16 protein-coding genes are annotated in these 18,232 nt (G+C 50.9%); 7 read left to right on the top strand and 9 right to left on the bottom strand.

Annotated features, from left to right (window positions below):
• Positions 1 to 21 precede the first annotated feature (21 nt).
• From atpB to ravA, 8 genes are all read right to left on the bottom strand, one after another.
• Positions 22 to 804: a F0F1 ATP synthase subunit A gene (gene atpB / locus M2403_RS21475; protein WP_152323767.1), complete on the bottom strand. Its 783-nt coding sequence runs from the start codon at positions 802 to 804 to the stop codon at positions 22 to 24.
• Positions 805 to 826: 22 nt separating this feature from the next.
• A complete protein-coding gene (gene atpI / locus M2403_RS21470; RefSeq protein ID WP_152323768.1) occupies positions 827 to 1,225 on the bottom strand; it encodes a F0F1 ATP synthase subunit I in 399 nt (132 codons plus the stop codon).
• 649 nt (positions 1,226 to 1,874) lie between these two features.
• Positions 1,875 to 2,495, bottom strand: coding sequence for a 16S rRNA (guanine(527)-N(7))-methyltransferase RsmG (rsmG, locus tag M2403_RS21465; protein WP_152323769.1), 621 nt, complete (start codon positions 2,493 to 2,495; stop codon positions 1,875 to 1,877).
• A gap of 130 nt (positions 2,496 to 2,625) precedes the next feature.
• On the bottom strand, positions 2,626 to 4,515 hold the full coding sequence (gene mnmG, locus M2403_RS21460) for a tRNA uridine-5-carboxymethylaminomethyl(34) synthesis enzyme MnmG (RefSeq protein WP_208950089.1): 1,890 nt from the start codon (positions 4,513 to 4,515) through the stop codon (positions 2,626 to 2,628).
• A gap of 379 nt (positions 4,516 to 4,894) precedes the next feature.
• Positions 4,895 to 5,338: an FMN-binding protein MioC gene (gene mioC / locus M2403_RS21455; RefSeq protein WP_152323771.1), complete on the bottom strand. Its 444-nt coding sequence runs from the start codon at positions 5,336 to 5,338 to the stop codon at positions 4,895 to 4,897.
• 89 nt (positions 5,339 to 5,427) lie between these two features.
• Entirely contained in the window at positions 5,428 to 5,889 is a 462-nt protein-coding gene (asnC, locus tag M2403_RS21450; protein ID WP_259230886.1) for a transcriptional regulator AsnC, read from the bottom strand.
• 20 nt (positions 5,890 to 5,909) lie between these two features.
• On the bottom strand, positions 5,910 to 7,379 hold the full coding sequence (viaA, locus tag M2403_RS21445; protein ID WP_259230885.1) for an ATPase RavA stimulator ViaA: 1,470 nt from the start codon (positions 7,377 to 7,379) through the stop codon (positions 5,910 to 5,912).
• 2 nt (positions 7,380 to 7,381) lie between these two features.
• Positions 7,382 to 8,890, bottom strand: a complete 1,509-nt coding sequence (ravA, locus tag M2403_RS21440; protein ID WP_165060622.1) for an ATPase RavA — start codon at positions 8,888 to 8,890, stop codon at positions 7,382 to 7,384.
• A gap of 267 nt (positions 8,891 to 9,157) precedes the next feature.
• On the opposite strand from ravA, the gene kup reads away from it, so the two are divergent.
• From kup to rbsR, 7 genes are all read left to right on the top strand, one after another.
• Entirely contained in the window at positions 9,158 to 11,026 is a 1,869-nt protein-coding gene (gene kup / locus M2403_RS21435; protein WP_208950092.1) for a low affinity potassium transporter Kup, read from the top strand.
• 213 nt (positions 11,027 to 11,239) lie between these two features.
• The gene (gene rbsD / locus M2403_RS21430) at positions 11,240 to 11,659 is read left to right on the top strand and encodes a D-ribose pyranase (protein WP_259230882.1); all 420 of its coding nucleotides are present in this window, start codon (positions 11,240 to 11,242) and stop codon (positions 11,657 to 11,659) included.
• 7 nt (positions 11,660 to 11,666) lie between these two features.
• Positions 11,667 to 13,172, top strand: a complete 1,506-nt coding sequence (rbsA, locus tag M2403_RS21425) for a ribose ABC transporter ATP-binding protein RbsA (protein WP_152323776.1) — start codon at positions 11,667 to 11,669, stop codon at positions 13,170 to 13,172.
• Between the two features lie 6 nt (positions 13,173 to 13,178).
• Positions 13,179 to 14,150 (top strand): ribose ABC transporter permease, encoded by a 972-nt coding sequence (gene rbsC, locus M2403_RS21420; protein WP_208950093.1) that lies wholly within the window; start codon positions 13,179 to 13,181, stop codon positions 14,148 to 14,150.
• 23 nt (positions 14,151 to 14,173) lie between these two features.
• Positions 14,174 to 15,064, top strand: a complete 891-nt coding sequence (gene rbsB / locus M2403_RS21415) for a ribose ABC transporter substrate-binding protein RbsB (protein WP_152323778.1) — start codon at positions 14,174 to 14,176, stop codon at positions 15,062 to 15,064.
• Between the two features lie 60 nt (positions 15,065 to 15,124).
• On the top strand, positions 15,125 to 16,054 hold the full coding sequence (gene rbsK, locus M2403_RS21410; RefSeq protein WP_152323779.1) for a ribokinase: 930 nt from the start codon (positions 15,125 to 15,127) through the stop codon (positions 16,052 to 16,054).
• Positions 16,055 to 17,065, top strand: a complete 1,011-nt coding sequence (gene rbsR, locus M2403_RS21405; RefSeq protein ID WP_259230878.1) for a ribose operon transcriptional repressor RbsR — start codon at positions 16,055 to 16,057, stop codon at positions 17,063 to 17,065. It abuts the gene before it with no gap.
• Here the strand turns inward: rbsR and M2403_RS21400 are convergent.
• Positions 17,048 to 17,737, bottom strand: coding sequence for a FadR/GntR family transcriptional regulator (locus M2403_RS21400; protein WP_152323781.1), 690 nt, complete (start codon positions 17,735 to 17,737; stop codon positions 17,048 to 17,050). The two genes, rbsR and M2403_RS21400, sit on opposite strands and share 18 nt — an antisense overlap.
• Positions 17,738 to 18,232: the final 495 nt, after the last annotated feature.

Genomic DNA, 18,232 nt, shown 5'->3' with positions numbered 1-18,232 from the left:
CGCAGTAGTGTTGAAAGAAAATCAGTGTTTTTCAGATGCCATCGAGAGATAGACAATCGTCAGAACCATGAAAATAAAGGCTTGTAGCGTAATGATCAGGATGTGGAAAATGGCCCAAGGCACATTCAGGATCCACTGTGACCACCACGGCAACAGGCCAGCAATAAGGATGAAGATCAACTCACCCGCATACATATTGCCAAACAGTCGCAGACCCAGTGAAACTGGTTTAGACAGCAGGCTGACACCTTCAAGAATCAGGTTAATCGGAATGAAAACCGGATGATTGAATGGCTGCATTGTCAGTTCTTTAATGAAACCGCCAAAGCCTTTCATCTTAATGCTATAGAAAAGAATCAGAATGAATACGCCAAGCGCCATGGATAACGTAATGTTCACGTCAGCCGTAGGAACCACACGCAGCGCTGGCAGACCAAGGACTCTCTCACCGATAGTCGGCAGCAAATCGATTGGCAGCAAATCCATCAGGTTCATCATAAACACCCAGACGAAGACGGTCAGCGCGAGAGGTGCAATCACTTTGCTTTTGCCGTGATACATGTCACGCACGCTGCTGTCGACGAAACCAACGACCAGTTCGACTGCAGTTTGCAGCTTACCCGGGACACCGCTGGTGGCGTTTTTGGCTACGCGATGGAAGATAACCAGAAAGAGTACTCCGAGGAACACGGAGAAAAACATCGAATCGATGTTAATCGACCAGAATCCCGTCCCGATCTGAAGCTGGGTCAGATGGTGACTGATATACTCTTGTGGAGTAGAGATTTCTCCTGATGCAGACATGATGCCTCTTACCCTTTAGTAGTTAAGTACGGTAACTGTTAATGACGGCCGGTGCCAAAATCTGAGTCATCAACACCGATAAATAGGCCAACCCCAACGGGGCAAAAACCGCCTTAAACAGGCCAAGTGCGACAATCATTAAGATCACCGTAACCAGAACCTTCAGCGCTTCCCCGATAGCAAAGGACCAGGCAACCCGTCCAGAGACCGTTGTTTGCGCCTGGTGGCGCCATGCAAACAGCATAAACAGTACATTTGGCACCCAGGCGGCCAAACCACCCATAAGGGCCGATGTGGTCCATTCCAGGCTTTTAAAGCCAAATACAGCGCTGAGCAGAACAAAGGTCAATAACTGCAGTATTAACAGCTTTCTGGCAACCTTCACACTATTGGCACTGTGTAAAATACCGGATACAGACATGACGTTTGTTCTCTCCGTATCAAGTACCTAGCTGGAGGTATTCTGAAGGCCGTATATCACTGCCTTTACTGTTTTGAGTCAAGCAGCAAAAACCGAGCAAATTATACGGGGCACTGGAACGAATTCAATGGATAAGTAGCGAAAAGGTGAACAATTATTTAAATTTTCCGCTTCATCACTATTTTGACCACCAAACTATAGCTGAATTTGTCCTTTTTACTTTGCTTCGGTTATTTCATCACCTGACAAAGAAGCGTGCACTGGATCACATAATTAACCCAGACCTCTTTATATACCTTGCGCTGTTTGAATGTCTTTAGCTAATCAGGCCTTTTAAAATACATATAAATCAGCACGTTAAGAATTCCATGTTTGATAATCAATCTTATTTAAAAATAGGCACGATTTATTGATACAACAACCCAACAAATAACAACATTTTCATTACAAGTTGAATATCAGCAGGTTGACGATTGTTCAATTTCAAAAGTGACTATTACGTCCCGGATTAAAATAAAAACATCACTGAAATGCTATCAGTGTGTAAAAAATCGGTAATTGAGAGGCCGGTGACGCTATTTAATTAGCCTGCTCATTTTAACTCTGATAACACATACGTTTTTTAAGGATTATTTGATAAAACTCAACTTTAGTTTGCAGTCAGAATTACCAGATGACGTTCTCCGTCAAGTTCCGGAACCTGCAATTTTATGACGTTTTCCAGAGTGATACCTTGCGGCAGTGCGTTCAGCTCATCATCCGGCTGCACGCCTTTGAGGGCATAAAAACGCCCCTGCCCTTTCTGAGGCAGATGGTGGCACCATGACAACATGTCCTGCAAGGAAGCAAATGCCCGGCTGATCACGCCATCAAATGGTGGCGCTGGCTCAAACTCTTCAACGCGGCTTTGCACTGGCTCAATGTTCTTCAGACCCAGCTCATGCTGAACCTGACGCAGGAAGCGTACGCGCTTACCCAGGCTGTCCAGCAGCGTGAAATGTGAATCAGGGCGGACAATAGCGAGCGGAATGCCCGGCAGGCCCGGTCCTGTTCCCACATCAATGAAACGGCTGCCTTGCAAATGCTCGTTCACCACAATGCTGTCCATAATATGGCGCACCAGCATTTGCATCGGATCACGTACAGAAGTCAGGTTGTAAGCCTTGTTCCACTTATGCAGCAGCTCGACATAGCCAATCAGTTGATGTTTTTGCTGATCGGGTAACGCTATTCCTGCCGCAGCAAGCAGCGAGTCCAGTTTCTTTTGCACAGTGAAATCCTCAGACAGAGTCGATTTGCCGGGAACAGCCCGGTTTAGAAATGATAAAACAGCCATAAAAGTGGGAAAAGCAAGAATTGACCGCTCTTCAAGTTTAAAGAGCGGTCATTATAGATGTGGTTCAGGCACTGCGGCGCAGTAAGCCCTGTTTTTTAAGCCAGATCAGCAAAATGGAAATCGCAGCCGGTGTAATCCCGGAAATCCGTGATGCCTGACCAATGGAGGTCGGCTTGTGATCGTTAAGCTTGGCGATCACTTCATTCGAAAGACCATTCACCTGGCGATAATCAAGATCTATTGGCAACACAGTGTTTTCGTTGCGCTGCTGTTTTTCGATCTCTTCCTGCTGACGGGCGATATAGCCTTCGTACTTAATCTGAATCTCAACCTGTTCTGCCGCCTGGACGTCAGGAACTGCCGGGGAAAACGGAGAGAGACGCGTGATAAGCTCATACGTCATTTCAGGACGACGCAGCAGCTCTTCCGCACTGGCTTCTTTAGAAAGCGGAGCAGAAAGATGTGCGTTGATTTCGTCAACCTGCGCATGGTGCGGGTTCACCCAAATGCCACGCAGGCGCTGACGTTCCTGTTCGATCATTTCCAGTTTTTCGTTAAAACGCGCCCAGCGTGCATCATCAACCAGACCTAATTCACGGCCTTTTTCAGTCAGGCGTAAATCAGCATTATCTTCCCGCAGCATCAGGCGGTACTCGGCACGAGAGGTAAACATGCGGTACGGTTCTTTGGTGCCCAGCGTACACAGGTCATCAACCAACACACCGAGATACGCCTGATCGCGACGTGGGGCCCAGCCTTCCTGCTCGGTGGCGCAACGGGCTGCGTTCATCCCCGCCAGCAAGCCCTGTGCAGCAGCTTCTTCGTAACCGGTGGTGCCGTTGATCTGTCCTGCAAAGAACAGACCAGCGATAAATTTACTTTCCAGCGTCGGTTTTAGATCACGTGGATCGAAGAAGTCGTATTCAATGGCGTAGCCTGGACGAACGATGACCGCATTTTCCATCCCCTGCATTGAGCGGACGATTTGCATCTGTACATCGAATGGCAGGCTGGTCGAAATCCCGTTCGGATAAACTTCATTGCTGGTCAGGCCTTCCGGTTCGAGGAAGATCTGATGAGAATTGCGATCGGCAAAACGCATGACTTTATCTTCGATCGACGGGCAGTAGCGCGGGCCGATCCCTTCGATGATCCCCGCATACATCGGACTGCGATCCAGATTATTACGGATCACGTCATGGGTTTTTTCATTGGTATAGGTCATGTAACACGGGATCTGGCGCGGATGTTGCGACACATTCCCCATGAACGAGAATACCGGCGCCGGATTATCGCCATGTTGCTGTGAAAGAACGCTGAAATCAATGGAACGTGCATCAATACGCGGTGGTGTCCCCGTTTTCAGGCGGTTGACGCGTAATGGCAATTCACGCAGACGCTGTGACAAAGAGATCGCAGGAGGATCCCCTGCACGGCCGCCGCTGTAGTTCTCCAGACCAATGTGGATCTTCCCGTCAAGGAAAGTACCGACGGTCAGCACAACGGCTTTAGCGCGGAATTTAAGGCCCATTTTGGTCACAGCACCCACGACACGATCGTTTTCGACGATCAGGTCTTCAACAGGTTGCTGGAAGATCATCAGGTTTGGCTGATTTTCTAACGCAGTACGGACCGCCTGGCGGTAAAGCACGCGGTCTGCCTGAGCACGGGTTGCCCTTACGGCAGGACCTTTGCTTGCGTTTAGTATCCTAAACTGAATGCCCGCATGATCGATGGCAGTTGCCATCAGTCCGCCCAGTGCGTCCACTTCTTTAACCAGATGTCCCTTCCCGATCCCGCCAATCGCCGGGTTACACGACATCTGTCCCAGCGTGTCGATATTGTGGGTTAATAATAAGGTCTGACGTCCCATGCGGGCAGAAGCCATGGCGGCTTCAGTACCTGCATGACCACCACCTATGATGATGACGTCAAATTGATCCGGATAAAACATGCGACTGCACCTCAGCGTTCAAGCGAACTTTCTTTGTATGGCGTTGGGAGGAGGGATTCTACTCAAGTTTAGAGGTTCCACAAGTCCCCGGGGATCTTCACTAATTAAAAGAAGATCTTTTTTATTTAAAGATCTCTTATTAATACTTCTATTAGGATCGCGATCCTCTGTGCATAAGTCATTTTTGTTTATGAAGATCAGTATGCTAAGAAGGATCGAATGCTGTGAATGATCGGTGATCCTGGACAGTATAAGCTGGGATCAGAAGTGAGAGTTATACACAGCATGAAAAGCGTACAGGAGTTGTTAGAGGGATAACTACGGGTTTTACCCTGCTTTTAAGCATACTTATCCACATCTGATCGCCTGAAATTTACACTTATTTGATCAAATTAATCCAGTTGATCACCCAAACCTCGGCCGGATCCTCAGGAATTTCGTGTTGAGTCACGTCGATCTCAAGACGATCACCGATCCGTTTTGCCCCTAATGACGTCAGTTTTTGATCCAAAGCGCCGATCGCACCACAGAAAGTGTCATATTCGCTGCTGCCTAAACCTAAAGCACCAAAACGCACTTTGGACAGATCGGGTTGCTGATCTTCCAGCTGTTCCATAAAGGGCTGCAAATTGTCAGGCAGTTCACCCGCACCGTGTGTTGAACACACCATTAGCCAGATCCCGTCCTGCGGGACTTCATACAGCTCCGGGCCATGAAACATCTCGGTCGAAAAACCGGCTTCTTCCAGTTTCTCTGCCACGTGTTCTGCCACATATTCGGCGCTGCCAAGCGTACTGCCACTGATCAGGGTAATGTCTGCCATTGTGCTCTCAACCCGAGAAAAGGAGGCTATTGTACGCTGTGAATGAGCTGGGATCTACCTGTGGATAATAGGGGTATAGAAATGGAGACTCAGGGTTGGATAGTCCGTGTGATGGGGTTCTGCAGGGAAATCAGGGTCTCCGTAGACTGGATCTCGTCAATGGTCTGGATCTTGTTGATAAGTACGTGTTGGAGGGAATCAATGGAGCGGCACATGATCTTAATGAAGATGCTGTAATGTCCGGTGGTGTAATAGGCTTCCACCACTTCTTCTATGCTCTCAAGCTTTTTTAGCGCGGACGGATAATCCTTGGCACTTTTGAGAATGATGCCGATAAAGCAGCAAACGTCATAACCCAGCTGCTTTGGATTCACAGTGATATGTGCGCCGGTAATGATGCCTGCCTGCTTCATCTTCTCGACGCGTACGTGAATGGTTCCCGGGCTGACGGTAAACACTTTAGCCAGCTCAGCGTAAGGTGTGCGGGCATTTTCCATCAAGGCGTTCAGAATCGCGCGATCCAGCTCGTCGAGCTGATAGATTTCAGTCATGGTTATCTTTCTCTTTAAGCTTAATTTCTCTGCCAGCGTCGCTGAACGCGGCTTTTAACGCCGGTATCAAAGCGCCAGATATGATCGAATATGCGCAGAATTCCGGGCTTTCCGTAGTGTGACATTGCCAGCGCGTGGAAGCGGTGCTGCTTTTCCCGTTGCAGCAATTTTACTTTTCTTTGCACCTCATCGGGTAAGCGCTGGGCGATAAAATCAGAGATGACAACCGCATCTGCGTCGTGCCATTGCGGAGAGGCCAGTTTGTCCAGCGTGGCATTCAGGCAGGCAGCCAGATCAGTACCGCCGCGGAAATGTTGCCCGAGAAAGCGTAACGCCTGATCCAGCCCGCCGGCAGAAGTCAGTTCGTAATGGATCACTTCGCTGGCAAACAGCATGATGTAACACTTACGGTTATCGGCAAGCGCTATTTTCAGCAGCGCCAGGCAGAACGCTTTCGCACATTGCTCATTGAAGCCGCCCATCGAACCTGACGTGTCCACGCAGACGACAAAAGGACCACGCGGCTGTGGCTCCTGCTGCTGATAGACCACCGGACGCCTCACGACTTTTTCGCACCAGACGTCGCCTTGCAGCCGGTAGGTCATCAGACGTTTTTCCAGCAGGCGCCGGTAAAATTCATATTCCAGTTCCGGAATTCCTAATGTGCCCAGCTCGGTGGGCATCAGACGCAAAATATCATCGCTCTGATGAATGCCATTCACTTCTTCCGGCACCGTCGCCGGCTCGCGAACCATCAGCCGGTGCGTTTCCATTTTGGCATCTTCATGCGGGCTGGTTTTCACCGTCTGGCTGCGCCCGAGCTGCTCTGCCAGTTTCATCAGTTCCGGCTGCTGCTGGAGGAAAGCGCCAAAACGTGCCAGCGACTGGATATCGCCCCGAAGACGCTTTCCTTTACTCATGTCCCATAACCGGCCTGCGGCGGTATCGTTCTCTGCCAGTAAAGGAGACAACTCGCTGCTCAGTTCGAGGCGTTGTAATAATTCTTCCTGTAGCTGTTCCTGCTCCTGTTCCAGCAACTGATGATGAACGTTCACCGTCTGGAATGTCAGGTTCAGGCGCCAGCGCTGGAGGAATAAAGTCTGAAAACTGTTACCGGTCTGCGCCGTGCGGGAGTTTTCATTATTTTCCCGCAAGGTACGGGCTTCGGTCGCAAACGGGGAATTCAGCCGCGCCAGCTCATCAAGCAGGGATCCCAGCTCTGACTGAAACGTCACGGCATCAGTTTGCTGACTATGCTGATAGAGATAAAACTCTTTTGCCAGATCCGGGGGCACCGGGGTTTCGTGGATCCTCTGGCGCAGACGTAATTTCCATTCAGGAAGATCCCGGGTCAGTGCGCGCTTCAGCCTCGGAAACTTCTCGAAGAAAATCGCCAGGGCTGGCGCTGCCAGTAACCCGACGATGAGTTCCTCGATCAGTTCTCCTTCGCTGATCGCCAGCAGAAGATCCAGAGATTCCAGTGTAAACACGATCAGTGACCGCTAAAGGTTTGTTGCTGGAGGCGGAGCTGTTCAGAAACCTGCAACAGGCTGGCTTCAATCTTTGCCATCCACGTCGCGGGAACAAACAGGCAGTTCTGCTGCTGGCCGAACTCATGTCTTTGTTGAGCGAGTTTTGCGTTCAGGTCATTCAGCGTATTTTTCATTTCGTCCGGCACCGCGATGTGTTCATTACCCGGCAGCGTCAGCGGCGTACTTTGGCGGCTGACATCCAGCACCAGTAATTGCTGCTTATCATCGATTTCGGCATCAACCGTTTGAACAAAACCAATCCCGTTAAGTTTGGCTTTCAGAACGCCACCTTTATTTAGCCACTCTTCCAGAACGCTGCGTTCAAAAAGCAGATGCGTGACTTTAATCTCGTGCAGATGCAAAGGCGTTTGCAGCAACAGCGTCACTCCGCTGGCAACAAGCGCATCCGGCAGGCTGTATTGTGGCTTACGGCTAAAAATACCGGCTTTTTTGCTCAGCTTAACCGACTGGCGGGAGCTTTGTTGCTGTTGGTATTGCATCCATTGTTGGTTGAGCTGCTGGATTTTCATCAGCAAGGTTTGCTGCTGATAAGCCTGTTCGGTGATCAGTTGCTCGATTTGGGTTTGCAGCAGCTGATAGGTATTCAGGTCATGCCACAGACAATCTTTCAGCAGAATCAGATCTATCGGGGTAATAGTGTCCCGGCCGCTGAAGAAGGCGCAGGCCTGCAACAGGCGGAGTGCCTTTTTCCAGCGACGGTCAGAAACATAAGGCGCCGTGTCGAGTGCATCAAGGCGCTGCCGAAGCTGAAACACCAGTTCAAAGCAACTGTCTGAAAGATTGACTTTATCGATCTCCGGCTGCCATTGTTGATATTCTTCATCGCTGATACTCAGGGATTCCGCCACCGGATTGGTGCTTTCATTATTACGGCTGGTCAGCAGTAAGCGGAAATTCTGCTTATCCTGCACTTTATCCAGCCACAGGCGAATCAGCATGCGGTCATACAATGCTTCCAGTCCGCCGTCGGCTTCAGGCAATTCGTTGGAAGCACTGACCAGCAGACGCATCGGAATAGGATCTTCGCGCTCGCCATTACGGAAACGACGTTCGTTGATGGCGGTAAGCAACGTATTAAGGATGGCCGGTCCTGCTTTCCAGATTTCATCCAGGAAAACAATTTCCGCTTCCGGCAGATAACCTTCAGTCAGACGCAGATAACGGCCTTCATCTTTCAGGGCCTGAATCGACAGCGGACCAAAGACTTCTTCCGGCGTGGAAAAGCGCGTCATAAGATATTCAAAAGCGCGTGCGTGACGGAAAGCAAATTTCAGACGGCGGGCAATCAGACTTTTTGCAATACCCGGCGGGCCAAGCAGAAAAACGCTCTCCCCGCACAGGGCCGCCAGCAGGCACAGGCGTATGGCATCTTGCCTCTCGTACAGGCCATGTTCTAATGCGTTAGCAAGACGGGCTATCCGTTCTGCCAGAAGGGGGGATTGCGCCATACTGTCTCTTCCGGTTTCCATTTAGTTGTTGAATAGTGTACTGGCTTATGACGATATGCCACGTTTATTTTTAACGCTATAGCTTGTTGATTAGTAAAAATTTTCTATTATCAGAATTGTGACCGCGTTCATCTGAATGGCGGTTTAGCTGCACATTTAAGGGTAGGCAATCTGATTTATTCGTGCATACTGTGCGCCTTTTAGTGGGCATCATAAGACTGAGCGCACGCATCGCTTACGGATGTTCGAGCAAAAAAGAAACGAAATATGAGCACTGAACATAAACGGTCACTCCCAGCAGTAACCCTGGCCGCCATTGGTGTGGTCTATGGCGACATTGGTACCAGTCCTCTCTATACCTTAAGAGAGTGCTTTTCTGGTCACTATGGTTTCAACGTTGAACCCAGCGTCGTTTTTGGTTTTCTCTCTCTGATTTTCTGGATGTTAATCCTCATTGTTTCGCTCAAATACCTCACTTATGTGATGCGGGCAGACAACGCAGGTGAAGGCGGTATTCTTACGCTGATGTCTCTGGCGGGCAGAAATACGTCGGCACGTACCACCGCCGTTCTGGTCATTCTCGGCCTGATCGGGGGAAGTTTCTTCTATGGTGAAGTGGTGATCACGCCGGCTATTTCCGTTCTTTCCGCGATGGAAGGTCTTGAAATCGCAGCACCTTCACTCGATCCCTATATTGTCCCTCTTTCTATTACTGTCCTGACGTTGCTTTTCGTTATTCAGAAGCACGGTACCGGCATCGTGGGCAAACTCTTTGCGCCAGTCATGTTGCTGTGGTTCCTGACGCTGGCGGTGCTCGGTGTGAACAGCATCATGCAGAACCCGGAAGTGCTGCGCGCCATGAACCCGATGTGGGCGGTTAATTTCTTTATCGAGCACAAGTCGTTTTCCTTCCTGGCACTCGGCGCGGTCGTTCTGTCGATTACCGGTGTGGAAGCGCTGTATGCCGATATGGGCCACTTCGGGAAATTCCCTATCCGTCTGGCCTGGTTCACCGTCGTGCTGCCTTCTCTGGTGCTGAACTATTTCGGTCAGGGCGCGTTGCTGCTGAAAAACCCGGAGTCGATCAAAAACCCGTTCTTTCTGCTTGCACCTGACTGGGCGCTGATTCCTTTACTGATTCTGGCGACGCTGGCAACCATTATCGCGTCCCAGGCCGTTATCTCCGGTGTGTTCTCCCTGACCCGTCAGGCTGTGCGTCTGGGCTATTTGCCGCCGATGCGCATTATCCACACCTCAGAAATGGAAGCGGGTCAGATCTACATCCCTGCGATTAACTGGCTGCTGTACTTTGCGGTGGTTATCGTCATCGCCAGCTTCGAGCATTCGAGCAATCTGGCGGCGGCGTACGGTATCGCCGTGACCGGTACGATGGTGCTGACCAGTATTCTTTCCTGCACGGTGGCGCTCAAAAACTGGCACTGGAAACCGTTTCTGGTTGGGATTTTGTTGATCGGTCTGCTGTTTATGGATATCCCGCTGTTTGCCGCGAACGCCACGAAACTGTTCTCCGGTGGCTGGTTGCCGCTGACGCTCGGCCTGTGCATGTTTATCGTCATGACCACCTGGAAAAGCGAGCGCTTCCGCCTTATGCGCCGCATGAACGAACACGGCAATTCTCTGGAAGCGATGATCGCGTCCCTGGAAAAATCCCCGCCGGTTCGTGTTCCGGGCACGGCGGTATATATGTCGCGCGCCATCAACGTGATCCCGTTTGCGCTGCTGCATAACCTCAAACACAACAAAGTGTTGCATGAGCGCGTAGTATTGCTGACGTTACGCACCGAAGATGCGCCTTATGTGCATAATGTCCGGCGCGTCACCATTGAGCAGCTTTCGCCGACATTCTGGCGCGTGGTGGCGAGTTATGGATTTAAAGAAACGCCGAATGTGGAAGAAGTCTTCCACCGCTGTGGTCTGGAAGGATTGCCGTGCCGGATGATGGAAACCTCGTTCTTTATGTCGCACGAATCGCTGATCCTGACCAAGCGACCGTGGTATCTCTATTTCCGTGGCAAACTCTTTATGGCGCTTAGCCGTAACGCATTGCGTGCACCGGATCAGTTTGAAATTCCGCCGAACCGCGTGATCGAACTCGGTACACAGGTAGAAATTTAACGCTTTTTTCTGCCGCTCACAGGGCGCCTTCGGGTGCCCTGTTTTATTTCTTCACCCCTTTAATAATCACCAAACTCAAATTTCTGCGTGGTTTCTGAATCATTCAGCGAAACGTTTCGACGCTGATCACAATTCCATCACATCTTCGTTGCCTTGCCCGCTGAGTCTCATAAACTCATCCGTGAGCGAAACGTTTCGCTGTAGGAGTACACAATGAAGAAGTCACCGCTGTTAAATGCCGAAATCTCAAATATTATTGCCCGGTTAGGTCACACCGATCAGCTGGTTATTGGCGATGCCGGACTTCCGGTGCCAGCAGCTTGCCAACGCATCGATCTGGCGCTAACTCAGGGAGTGCCCACCTTTTTACAAGTCTTAGAGGTAGTGACACACGAGATGCAGGTTGAGCGGGCTATCCTCGCAGAGGAAATCCTCACTAAAAATCCTCAACTCCATGAAGCGTTACTCGCCCGATTGACACAACTCGAACAACACCAGGGAAACACCATTGCTTTGGATTACGTCAGTCATGAGGCATTCAAAGCGCAAAGCGAAAAAAGTCGGGCTGTGATCCGCAGCGGGGAATGTTCGCCCTACGCGAACATTATTCTGTGTGCCGGCGTAACCTTCTGAGGTCTTTATGCAACCTTTGCTGCAACTGACAGGCATTGATAAAGCCTTTCCTGGCGTGAAAGCACTCTCCGGCGCGGCGCTCAGCGTCTATCCGGGACGTGTGATGGCGCTGGTGGGAGAAAACGGCGCGGGCAAGTCCACCATGATGAAAGTGCTGACCGGCATCTACCAGAAAGATGCCGGCTCAGTACATTTTCTCGGTAAGGAAGCGGCGTTTAATGGCCCGAAAGCTTCTCAGGAAGCCGGAATTGGCATCATCCATCAGGAATTGAACCTGATCCCACAGCTGACCATCGCTGAAAACATCTTTCTGGGCCGGGAGTTTGTGAACGGTTTTGGCCGCATTAACTGGAAAAAGATGTATGCCGAAGCCGATAAACTGCTGGCACGCCTGAACTTGCGCTACAAAAGCAATCGTCTGGTTGGCGAATTATCAATTGGCGACCAGCAGATGGTCGAAATTGCCAAGGTGCTGAGCTTTGAGTCCAAAGTCATCATCATGGATGAACCGACGGATGCCCTGACCGACACCGAAACTGCCTCTTTATTTAGCGTGATCCGCGAGCTGAAAGCTGCGGGTTGTGGCGTGGTGTATATCTCTCACCGTATGAAAGAAATCTTCGAAATCTGTGATGACGTGACCGTATTCCGTGACGGTCAGTTTATCGCAGAGCGTCCGGTCAGTTCGCTGGAAGAAGACTCGCTGATTGAAATGATGGTCGGTCGCCGCCTCGAAGAACAGTACCCGCGTATTAATCATCAGCGCGGTGCGCTGCGTCTGCAGGTACGTGATGTCAGCGGGCCGGGTGTGGATAACGTCAGTTTTGATCTGCACAGCGGTGAAATTCTCGGGATTTCCGGTTTGATGGGCGCAGGCCGTACCGAACTGATGAAAATTCTCTACGGCGCGTTGCCGCGTAAAAGTGGCTATGTGTCGCTTGATGGGCGCGAAGTCGTCACCCATTCACCGCAGGACGGGCTGGCGAACGGCATCGTTTATATCTCTGAAGACCGTAAGCGTGATGGTTTAGTGCTGGGCATGTCTGTGAAAGAAAACATGTCACTGACCGCGTTGCGTTATTTCAGCCACGGCGGCGGACGACTCAAACATGCGGAAGAACAGCAAGCCGTCGGCGACTTTATCCGCCTCTTCAATATTAAAACGCCTTCAATGATGCAGACCATTGGCCTGCTTTCCGGGGGTAATCAGCAAAAAGTGGCGATTGCCCGCGGATTAATGACACGGCCAAAAGTCCTGATCCTGGACGAACCGACGCGCGGCGTTGACGTGGGTGCCAAAAAAGAGATTTACCAGCTTATAAACCAGTTCAAGCGCGAAGGGCTGAGCATCATTTTGGTTTCCTCAGAAATGCCGGAAGTGATCGGCATGAGTGACCGGATTTTGGTGATGCATGAAGGTCATTTAAGCGGTGAATTCCCGATAGAACAGGCTACGCAAGAAGTGTTGATGGCAGCCGCTGTCGGCAAGCAATACGGCGTGACGCAGGAGTAATCAGATATGAGTTCTCAGACATTGCCAGCCAAAAAGCGCTGGATCAGTAAAGAGTGGTTGTTGGAGCAAAAGTCTCTGATTGCACTGCTGGTGTTGATTGCCGTGGTTTCTTCCATGAGCCCGAATTTCTTCACGCTCAATAACCTGTTTAACATCCTTCAGCAGACGTCGGTTAACGCCATTATGGCGGTCGGTATGACGCTGGTGATCCTCACTTCCGGCATTGATTTATCCGTCGGATCTCTGCTGGCGCTGACCGGCGCGGTGGCGGCTTCAATTGTCGGGCTGGAAGTGAATGCTTTAGTCGCAGTGGCGGGCGCGCTGGCGCTGGGTGCAGGTGTCGGCGCTGTCACGGGTTTGATTGTCGCTAAAGGCAAGGTGCAGGCGTTTATCGCCACGCTGGTCATGATGTTACTGCTGCGCGGTATCACGATGGTTTATACCAACGGCAGCCCGATCAGCACCGGTTTTAACGATGTGGCAGACGTATTCGGCTGGTTTGGTATCGGACGTCCGCTGGGCATTCCGACGCCGGTCTGGCTGATGGCCATCGTGTTTATTGCCGCCTGGTACATGCTCCATCACACACGCTTGGGGCGTTATATCTACGCGCTGGGCGGTAATGAATCCGCGACGCGTCTGTCAGGTATCAGCGTCGATAAAGTCAAAATTATCGTCTACTCCCTGTGCGGATTGCTGGCGGCTCTGGCCAGTATCATCGAAGTGGCGCGTCTGTCTTCTGCGCAGCCTAACGCAGGTACCGGTTACGAGCTGGATGCGATTGCCGCTGTGGTATTAGGGGGAACCAGCCTCTCTGGCGGGAAAGGACGTATTGTAGGCACCCTGATCGGTGCTTTGATCCTTGGCTTCCTGAATAACGGTTTGAACTTATTAGGTGTTTCTTCCTACTACCAGATGATCGTAAAAGCAGTCGTCATTCTGCTGGCGGTTCTGGTGGATAACAAAAGCAACAAATAAACTCTCCTACAGGACTTATGACCATGAATATGAAAAAACTGGCTGTCTGGGTTTCCGCCGCAGCGATCACCGCTTCTTTCAGTGCTAACGTTCTGGCGAAAGATACCATTGCGCTGGTCGTTTCTACTCTGAACAACCCGTTCTTCGTTTCTATGAAAGACGGCGCGCAAAAAGAAGCCGATAAACTGGGCTACAACCTGGTAGTGCTTGATTCTCAGAACAACCCGGCAAAAGAACTGGCGAACGTGCAAGACCTGACCGTTCGCGGCACCAAGCTGATGCTGATCAACCCGACGGATTCTGACGCGGTAGGTAACGCCGTAGCGATGGCCAACCAGGCTAAAATCCCGGTGATCACCCTTGACCGTCAGGCGACCAAGGGCGTTGTCGCCAGCCACGTGGCTTCTGATAACGCCTTTGGCGGCCAGATGGCCGGTGATTACATTGCTAAGAAACTGGGCGATAACGCGAAAGTTATCGAACTGGAAGGGATTGCCGGGACGTCTGTTGCCCGCGAACGTGGTAAAGGTTTCGCTCAGGCCGCTGAAAAACATCACTTCCAGATCCTGGCCAGCCAGCCTGCTGACTTCGACCGCACCAAAGGTCTGAACGTTATGCAAAACCTGCTGACTGCGCATCAGGACGTGCAGGCGGTCTTTGCTCAGAATGATGAAATGGCACTCGGCGCATTGCGTGCCTTGCAGACTGCCGGTAAAACTGACGTGCTGGTTGTCGGTTTCGACGGCACAGAAGACGGCATCAAAGCGGTCAACGGCGGCAAAATGGGCGCTACTGTGGCACAGCGTCCTGAACAAATCGGCGTAATCGGCGTCCAAACCGCAGACAAAGTGCTGAAAGGCGAAAAAGTTCCGGCGGTTATCCCTGTTGATTTGAAACTGGTTGCTCAGCCGTAATATTGACGCTGTATCTGCGCGCCTCCTTACGGGGGCGCTATTTAACTCAGGGAGCAACACGTGAAGACAGGCAAACTGGTGGTTCTCGGCAGTATCAATGCCGACCATATTTTGAATATCAACCATTTCCCGCAACCGGGTGAAACCGTAATCGGTAAGCAATACACCGTGGCTTTCGGCGGCAAAGGTGCAAACCAGGCGGTCGCCGCCGGTCGCAGTGGCGCTGATATTTCATTTATTGCCTGTGTCGGTGATGACGATATTGGCGAGCGTGTTCGCAAGCAGCTGGCGAGTGACCACATTAATACGCAACCTATCGAAGCTATCAAAGAGACAACCACCGGCGTAGCGCTGATTTTTGTGAATGCGGAAGGTGAGAATGTCATTGGTATCGATGCGGGGGCAAACAAAGCCGTCACGCCTGACTATCTTGAGCGTTATAAACAAAACGTAATCGGCGCTTCAGCCTTGCTGATGCAGCTGGAATCTCCCCTGGAAACGGTGATTGCAGCGGCGAAGCTGGCTAAAGACAATGACACGCAGGTTATCCTTAATCCGGCACCGGCCTGTAAACTGCCTGATGAATTGCTGGCGCGGGTGGATATGATCACCCCTAACGAAACCGAAGCCGAAAAGCTGACGGGGATTAAAGTCGAAAATAACGATGACGCCACACGCGCCGCCCGCGTACTGCATGATAAAGGTATCGCGACGGTCATTATTACGATGGGAAGTAAAGGTGTTTGGCTTAGCCAGAACGGTGAAGGCAAGCAGGTTGCCGGGTTCCGCGTGAAAGCTGTGGATACCATCGCCGCCGGTGATACCTTCAACGGTGCATTAGTCACGGCTTTGCTTGAAGGCAAAGCCATGGACAGCGCCGTGCGTTTTGCTCATGCCGCTGCCGCGATAGCCGTAACACGTCCTGGCGCGCAGCCCTCGGTTCCGTGGCGTAAAGAAATCGACGATTTTCTTGCACAACAGGAGGCCTGATTGGCCACCATGAAAGATGTCGCCCGCCTTGCGGGCGTTTCAACCTCTACAGTCTCTCATGTCATCAATAAAAATCGCTTTGTCAGCGAATCCATTGCCGACAAAGTGAATGCCGCTGTTGAACAACTTAACTATGCCCCTTCCGCGTTAGCCCGAAGCCTTAAACTCAATCAAACCCGCACCATCGGAATGTTGCTGACCGCCAGCAGTAACCCGTTTTATTCCGAAGTTGTTCGTGGCGTTGAACGCAGTTGCTATGAACGCGGTTATAGTCTGATCCTCTGTAACACCGACGGGGACGCAGAACGCATGAGCCGCAGCCTGGAAACGCTTTTGCAAAAGCGCGTCGACGGGTTACTGATCATGTGTACTGAAAACCACCGGCCTTCGAAAGAAGCTATCAGCCGTTATCCGTCATTACCCATTGTGATGATGGACTGGTCACCTTTCGATGGTGCCATCGACATCATTCAGGATAACGCGCTGCTGGGTGGAGAAATGGCGACGGACTATTTAATCCGTCATGGATATAGCCGCATTGCCTGCATCACCGGCCCGCTGGACAAAACGACGGCGCAGGAACGGCTGAACGGATATCGTCAGGCCATGAAAAAAGCCGGGCTGGAGATCCCGCCGGGTTATGAAGTCAGCAGTGACTTTGAATTTGGCGGCGGTCTGGTGGCGATGGAGCAGTTGCTTATGTTGCCCGAACCGCCTCATGCCGTTTTTGCCAGCAATGATGCGATGGCCGTGGGCATCTATCAGGCACTTTATCAGCGCGGATTACGCGTGCCCGATGAAGTCGCTGTCGTAGGATACGATGACATTCAGTTGGCGCAATATCTGATGCCTCCGCTAACCACCATCCATCAGCCCAAAGACTCGCTGGGCGAACTGGCCGTCGATGCATTATTACATCGTCTGCAAGAGCCTGAATCAGAGCCTCAGGTTTTAGTGCTGACGCCGGAACTGGTTGTACGCCAGTCCGTGGGATCACTCATCAGCAAGTAACAGACGGTGGCATTCCTGTAATGCGGCTTTCGCATTGCCTGCAAGGATTGCGTCCGTCAGGCGCTGATGATGTTCCAGCCTGATAACTTCATTCTCCGTGATGGCCCGGAAATAACTCTGGTAGACAGAACTGAACAAATTCGAAAATGAAGTCAGGAAAGGGTTTTTTCCTGCTTCATAGATTAGCTGGTGGAACTGTGTATCGACGGTTATCCAGCGTTCCCGGTCAAAACGCTTATGCAGCTGGCGCATCTCTGACATATATAGAGATAGCTGATGCTTTTGCTCCTGTGTGGCTGAGATGGCCGCAAGAGCACAAGCCTGTGGCTCCAGCGCCCGGCGCAAAACAATAAAATGCGCCATCACTTCATCAAAGTTCTCACGCGTCATCCACCAGGTCAGTAATTCCTGATCGAGGAAATTCCAGCTGGACTGTGGCATCACCCGCGTACCAATACGTGGCCGCGGTAATAGCATCCCTTTTGCAGTTAACGTTTTGACCGCTTCACGCACCGCTGTCCGGCTGACGCCAAAAATCTCACCCAGCTCGTTTTCACCAGGAAGGATAGAACCCTCCGGATACTCGCCAGACAAAATGCGCTGTGCAATCTTCTCCGCCAGTAAATAAGAAAGGTTACGTTGAGCAGCCTGTTGATGTGCATTGAGTAGCATGTAAGGTATTCCTGAATGTCTTTCTCTTATTATAAAGGAGAGTTTACGCCAGCCTCTGGCTTTAAACTGATGCTTTTTGGGTCGATTTAGATTGTTTATTATCCAATTCGGGCGAAATTGTTGAATTAGTGAACGGTTGATAAAATAATTGAAATTAGGGGTTGCGGCCTTCTGAGAACTCCCTATAATGCGCCTCCACTGACCGGGAACAACGACTGACAAGTCGCTCGGACAGGAAGAGAAAAAGATGAAAGTTCGAATGAATAATCTCTTGACTCTTCAGCGGGAAAACGTAATATACGCCTCCCGCGCCGCATAAGATTCCTTGCGAACCGCGGCATGCTCTTTAACAATTTATCAGACAATCTGTGTGGGCACTCACAAGACGATATCAGCCACTTCGGTGGCAAAAAATATCAAGTCTTAGAGTGACCAAGCAGTAATTCATTTAGTTGAATTATTACGAAAGTAAACTTTGAGCACCGCTTAACGTGT

The sequence above is a fragment of the Rahnella sp. BIGb0603 genome, from assembly GCF_024808755.1.
Classification (GTDB): Bacteria; Pseudomonadota; Gammaproteobacteria; order Enterobacterales; family Enterobacteriaceae; genus Rahnella; species Rahnella contaminans.
The sequence above is the reverse complement of the archived record's forward strand: the minus strand, read 5'-3'. Positions and strand labels throughout refer to the sequence as shown.